Source organism: Candidatus Endomicrobiellum cubanum (genome assembly GCF_031278955.1).
Taxonomy (GTDB): Bacteria; Elusimicrobiota; Endomicrobiia; order Endomicrobiales; family Endomicrobiaceae; genus Endomicrobiellum; species Endomicrobiellum cubanum.
Window position 1 is genome coordinate 1 of record NZ_JAITJM010000003.1, and the last position, 5,542, is coordinate 5,542.

5 protein-coding genes and 2 tRNA genes are annotated in these 5,542 nt (G+C 33.4%); 3 read left to right on the forward strand and 4 right to left on the reverse strand.

Annotated features, from left to right (window positions below):
* Positions 1-38: 38 nt before the first annotated feature.
* The 3 genes from obgE to rplU are packed head-to-tail and all read right to left on the reverse strand — an operon-like array spanning position 39 to position 1,940.
* Entirely contained in the window at positions 39-1,310 is a 1,272-nt protein-coding gene (gene obgE / locus LBD57_RS00330; protein WP_373469364.1) for a GTPase ObgE, read from the reverse strand.
* Between the two features lie 45 nt (positions 1,311-1,355).
* On the reverse strand, positions 1,356-1,604 hold the full coding sequence (gene rpmA / locus LBD57_RS00335) for a 50S ribosomal protein L27 (protein ID WP_373469365.1): 249 nt from the start codon (positions 1,602-1,604) through the stop codon (positions 1,356-1,358).
* A gap of 21 nt (positions 1,605-1,625) precedes the next feature.
* On the reverse strand, positions 1,626-1,940 hold the full coding sequence (gene rplU / locus LBD57_RS00340) for a 50S ribosomal protein L21 (RefSeq protein ID WP_373469366.1): 315 nt from the start codon (positions 1,938-1,940) through the stop codon (positions 1,626-1,628).
* A gap of 274 nt (positions 1,941-2,214) precedes the next feature.
* Between rplU and LBD57_RS00345 the strand changes: the two genes are divergently transcribed.
* From LBD57_RS00345 to LBD57_RS00355, 3 genes are all read left to right on the forward strand, one after another.
* A complete protein-coding gene (locus tag LBD57_RS00345) occupies positions 2,215-3,405 on the forward strand; it encodes a pyridoxal phosphate-dependent aminotransferase (protein WP_373469367.1) in 1,191 nt (396 codons plus the stop codon).
* Positions 3,406-3,454: 49 nt separating this feature from the next.
* Positions 3,455-3,528: transfer RNA gene (locus LBD57_RS00350), tRNA-Arg, on the forward strand.
* Positions 3,529-3,541: 13 nt separating this feature from the next.
* Positions 3,542-3,618 (forward strand) — tRNA-His (locus LBD57_RS00355).
* 1,383 nt (positions 3,619-5,001) lie between these two features.
* On the opposite strand, the gene LBD57_RS00360 is transcribed toward LBD57_RS00355, so the two are convergent.
* Positions 5,002-5,160 carry a hypothetical protein gene (locus LBD57_RS00360; protein ID WP_373469368.1) on the reverse strand — a complete coding sequence of 53 codons (159 nt, stop codon included), beginning with the start codon at positions 5,158-5,160 and terminating at the stop codon, positions 5,002-5,004.
* Positions 5,161-5,542 lie beyond the last annotated feature (382 nt).

Genomic DNA, 5,542 nt, shown 5'->3' on the forward strand with positions numbered 1-5,542 from the left:
TTTTATAACTATAAAATCTGATTCCGCAAAAACTCAAGTCAAAAAGTTTGCTGTGAAAATATAAATTCGAATTCGCCAATTCGCACACTATCCCCTGACTCTGCTCCCATTCTTTCTAACTCAATTTCTAAACCCATCTTTTTAAGAATATTTTGATAACGACGTAAAGAATCGTCTTCGTTAAACTTTGTCATTTCTGTAAGCGTTTGAACTTTTGAACCTGTAACCACAAAAACACCGTTTTCATCAACTGTTATTTTAAATTCTGGCTCATAAATATATTTTTTTACTGGGATTACTTCAAGCTCTTCTTGAGGATTAAAAGCAATTGCTTTTGAAAGCATTCTTACTATTTCTTTTAGTAAAGCATCTATACCAAGACCAGTTGCAGCAGAAATCTCAAATAATTTTTTATTTTTTAAATTTTTCTTAAATTTTTTACTATGTTTATCCGCACTAGGTAAATCAATTTTATTTAAAACAACTATTACTTGTTTTTTTAAAATATACTTAGAATATTTTTTTAACTCGTTATTTATAATTTTATAACTAGTATAAGGATCTTTATCATCAAAACCACTCACGTCTACTATATGCAAAAGCACTTTTGTACGTCTTATATGTCTTAAAAACTCAAGACCCAGTCCCTTCCCTTCATGTGCACCTTCAATTATGCCAGGAATATCAGCTGCTACAAAACTTTTTCCTTTATAATCTACAACCCCTAAATTTGGAGATAATGTTGTAAAGGGATAATCTGCAATTTTTGGTCTAGCAGCTGATATTTTTGACAAAAGTGTAGATTTACCTGCGTTAGGAAACCCAACAAAACCAACATCTGCAATTAAACGCAATTCTAAGTTAATCTCTGCAGTCTCCCCTGGTTGGCCCTTTTCTGCAATTCTTGGAGCTGTATGTCTTCCTGTTTTAAAAGAAGCATTACCTCTACCTCCTTTGCCACCTTTAACTACTAAAACTCTCTCTTGAGCAATTTTGATATCTGCAAAAAGTTCACCGTTTTTAAATACTAAAGTACCTAAAGGTATTTTTATTATCAGATCTTTTCCATATTTACCAAATTTATCACTTGGTAACCCTTTACAACCATCTTCAGCATTAAATTTTGGTCTATAAGATAAATCTAGAAGAGTTGTTTTGTGTGGATCACCTTCAAAATAAATATCGCCACCTTTACCGCCATTACCACCGTTTGGACCACCGTAAGGCACGTATTTTTCCCGCCTAAAAGAAATACAGCCGTCGCCACCGCGCCCGGCTGTAAGAAAAATGTTAACTTTATCTATAAACATTAAGCCAATTATCCTTAAATTTAATAGGTCTTTCTAAAAGTCCTATTATTCAACACTCACATAACATCTGTCGCCTGTTTTTTTTACAAATTTAACAGTACCTGCAACTTTTGCAAAAAGAGTGTTATCTTTCCCCATCCCCACATTAATTCCAGGATGGTATTTTGTCCCTCTTTGGCGAACAATTATTGCTCCAGCTAAAGCCTTTTGATCTCCATATATTTTAACGCCTAACCTTTGGCCGTGAGAATCACGTCCATTAGTCGACGAACCTTGTGCTTTTACATGTGCCATTTTGCCATCTCCTAATATTTATTAAGCATTAATCTTTGTAATTTTTAATTCTGTTACATATTGGCGATGCCCTTGAAGCTTTTTGTAGCCTTTTTTAGGCCTTCTTTTAAATACCAGCACCTTTGGAGCTCTTTTTTGAGATACGATCTCAGCAACTACACTAGCACCTTCTACCAATGGATTTCCAACTGTTGCTTTATCGCTATCTGCAAGCAAAAGAACATCATTAAGAACCACTTCTTGCCCAACCTCTGCTTCTGTAAGTTTTTCCACAACCAAATTTAAACCTTCTTCTACTCTGTACTGCTTGCCGCCCGTTCTTATAATTGCATACATTTGACATACTCCTTTTTGGTTCATATAATTTACAAAAATCATAAATTTTTGTCAAACACTTATAGTCTTCAATACTATCAAATGAGGCTGCCTAAAAACTCTAGTGCGTATAGATTGCAGTAATTTTTTGCTAAAGCATGTCAAAACGCAGAGTTTAGCGTGGGATAAACACAAGTTTTTAATTTAGCAGTGTCCAAAAAGACGCAGTTAAGGATATGTATTATAGGTTTTAGGCAAACCCAATATTACTTTTATATTTAATCTAGGAGCTGCTATGATCTCAAAAAGAGCACAATCTATTAAACCATCACCAACACTTGCAATAGATACAAAAGCTAAAACATTAAAACAAAAAGGAGTAGATATAATAAATTTTGGTATAGGTGAACCAGATTTTGATACACCGAAAAACATAAAGGATGCTGCAATATCTGCAATAAACAATGGTTTTACAAAATACTGTCCTGTACCTGGCACTCTTGAAATAAAAAACGCTATTATAAACAAATTACAAAGAGACAATAACACTACCTATCTTCCTGAAGAAATAATTGTTTCAAGTGGAGCAAAACATTCTTTATATAACATATTTCAGGCTATAATTGATCCGAAAGACGAAGTCATAATACCTGCACCTTATTGGGTATCTTACATAGACATGGTTATTCTTGCAGAAGGGAAGCCTATAGTAATTAATACTACAGATAAAAATAACTTTAAAATAACTAGTGAGTTAATAAAAAGAGCTATCACCAGCAAAACAAAAGCAATTATTATTAACTCCCCTTCAAACCCTACAGGTGTAACGTATTGCCAAAATGAGCTTAAAGAAATCGCTCAAATATGTCTAGAAAATAAAATTCTTATAATCTCAGATGAAATATATGAAAAGTTAGTATATGATAATTTTAAATTTACTTCTATTGTTCAAGCTTGTCCACAAGCAAAAGATACTACTATATTAATAAACGGCGTATCTAAAGCTTATGCTATGACAGGCTGGAGAATTGGATATGCAGCAGGTAATAAAGAAATAATATCTTCCATGACTAAATTACAGAGCCAATCAACATCTAACGCTTCTTCTATATCAATCAAGGCCGCAGTAGAAGCATTAAACGGAACTCAAGAATATGTAGAAACTATGAGGAAAGAATTTGAAAAAAGAAGAAATTATATTGTTGAAAGATTAAATTCTATAGAAGGCATCAATTGTATAAAACCTGAAGGTGCATTTTATGTTTTCCCAAATATTAGCTCTATTTTAGGTAAAAGTTTTAATGGAAAAGTTATCAATTCTGACATAGAATTTGCAGATTATTTACTTGATCAAGTTAAAATTGCAGTTGTCCCTGGAGCTGCCTTTGGAGCAAAAGGATATATAAGAATATCTTATGCAACTTCTATTGAAAACGTACAAAAAGGCATTGACAGATTAGAAAATGCCTTAGAAAGCAAAATTTGATGCAATTACTATTTTTTTTGTATAATACAATACTTCCTCGTTTCACAATGTCTCCGTAGCTCAATTGGATAGAGCAACTGCCTTCTAAGCAGTAGGTTGCGTGTTCAACTCACGCCGGAGACGTTTTGACCATTTGGTGGTTGTAGCTCAACTGGTTAGAGCATCGGTTTGTGGAGCCGAAGGTTGCGGGTTCAAGTCCCGTCAGCCACCCCAATAAGTTTTCACTACAACTTTTAAAACTGCTAAAATTTCCAAGCAGTTTTTTAGAGTTAAATCGGGAAGAGAGAAGCAAAAAGCAAGCAACTATTTGTGAACCGAATATTTTTTCTACCCGCGGATTAAACCCTGCTGTAAATATAACGGCCTTTGGAACTGAGAAAAGCAACTAGTTTTTTTCAAGATCATCGGGGAGCCTTTCTTATATTCTATGCAATTTGTTTCAATGTTCATTTTTATTTCTCTAAGTAATTGCTTATTTGTAAGCAACTTAACTCATATATTTTATTATGTGAAAATCATGACAAACGCATGAAGAAAAGGTAAACTAAAAGTCAAAAAAGGATTAGGGAAGGAATATGTACAAATTATAAAGATTTATAGATAGAATAGAAGATAGAAAGTAAGAATGGAAAGTAGAGCATAAGTTAAGAGATATAGTAGAGATAGTATTGTTAGCAAGGTTGGTGAATGCAGGAGATTTGTAAAGATAGACCTGTTTGCAAAAAAGATAGAAGAAAAAATTCTGACAAAGCAGTAAAAGGAGAGAGTATATATTGGCACTTAGATGTGACATTTAGGACATTAGAAAAGACAGCGACAGAAAACCTAAATATAATAAGGAAATGGGCATTAGGAATATGAAGGTATTAGATATAGGAAAGAAGATGAGTTTAAAAGAAGAAAAGATATTTAGTAAGCTGTAATCTTGGAAAATTTATAGAAAAGATGTTAGTTCTATGAAAAAAGGAAGTAAAAAACACTTACTTATTTAGGAAACTATTTCTTTCTTCCATACGTTTTGCCTGTATCAACGCGCATAAGATCTTGACAAATGATGTAAATCTTGATAACATTATTTATAGGGAAATTGCAAAAGGGGTTGAATTCACCCTTTTTGATTTTATGCAGTTTTTAATCAATTGTAACTGGAGGTAAACTAATGTCAAACTGTTTTAACAAGTTTAACAAGGCCTTTAAAGAGTCCCTCTTCTTAACCATAACATTAACTCCTACTATTGCTTCTGCTCAAACTATTAATATCACTAATACTCCTAATTACATCATCTCTGGCAATAGTTACTATTACTGACTCTTCTAATCCTGACTGTGGGAAAATAAATACTTCTTCCCCTTGGCTTTCTTCTAACTTTAATGTCTCTTCTAATAACTCTCTTGTTATTCATTCTACTATGTCTAGAATTAGTACTTATCTCCCCTCTCAAATCTACGGCTCTGTCAACTATCCCTTCGATCAATCTTCTGTTAGTTCCAATGGCAGTAACGTAGTCCTTAAACCCGACATCACTTGTAGTTCTAATTCTGTCATCATATACAATGATGTAGATAATGGGGGGGATATATGGCGCTTACTGCTTATTAAACAGTGCTCAGCCCTCTATGACTTTTCAAAACAACAATATCATTGACTCCACTTTCTCCTTTAATAATAATTCTGTAACTATTAGTAGCGTTTCTAATATCGGGAGCATAGACGGCGCTTGTATATCCCATATCCTCTTGCAATGTAACCCTCAACCTCAACTCTTCCTTTTACTTAAACAATAATCAAATCATCTTCAACTCCTCTTGCTTTCTAACTAGGACGTTCGCTGCTTCCCTATCCATAAACAGAGGAGGAAAGAACAACCCTACTTATCGGCCTGAAACTATCTCCATGTCTAATAATACTATCCAAATTAATGACCTTATCCAACCTAGTCAATATTACTCTGACCCCAACATATTAATTGGCCTCGCACAGTTATACTTACCCAGCCCCGAAGATTACAATATTAAAGTCCAAAATCTCTATGTAACTGATAATAGAATCTCTATATCTACTTCCAATTTAAATTTATCTGATATTCCTATTTCCCTTGTTTATTCTAATCCCTCAATAAACTTATCAAACATAGTA

Coding starts and splice junctions, on each gene's coding strand:
- obgE (WP_373469364.1), bottom strand. CDS start 1,310: ATGTTTATAGATAAAGTTAACATTTTTCTTACAGCCGGGCGCGGTGGC.
- rplU (WP_373469366.1), bottom strand. CDS start 1,940: ATGTATGCAATTATAAGAACGGGCGGCAAGCAGTACAGAGTAGAAGAA.
- rpmA (WP_373469365.1), bottom strand. CDS start 1,604: ATGGCACATGTAAAAGCACAAGGTTCGTCGACTAATGGACGTGATTCT.
- LBD57_RS00345 (WP_373469367.1), top strand. CDS start 2,215: ATGATCTCAAAAAGAGCACAATCTATTAAACCATCACCAACACTTGCA.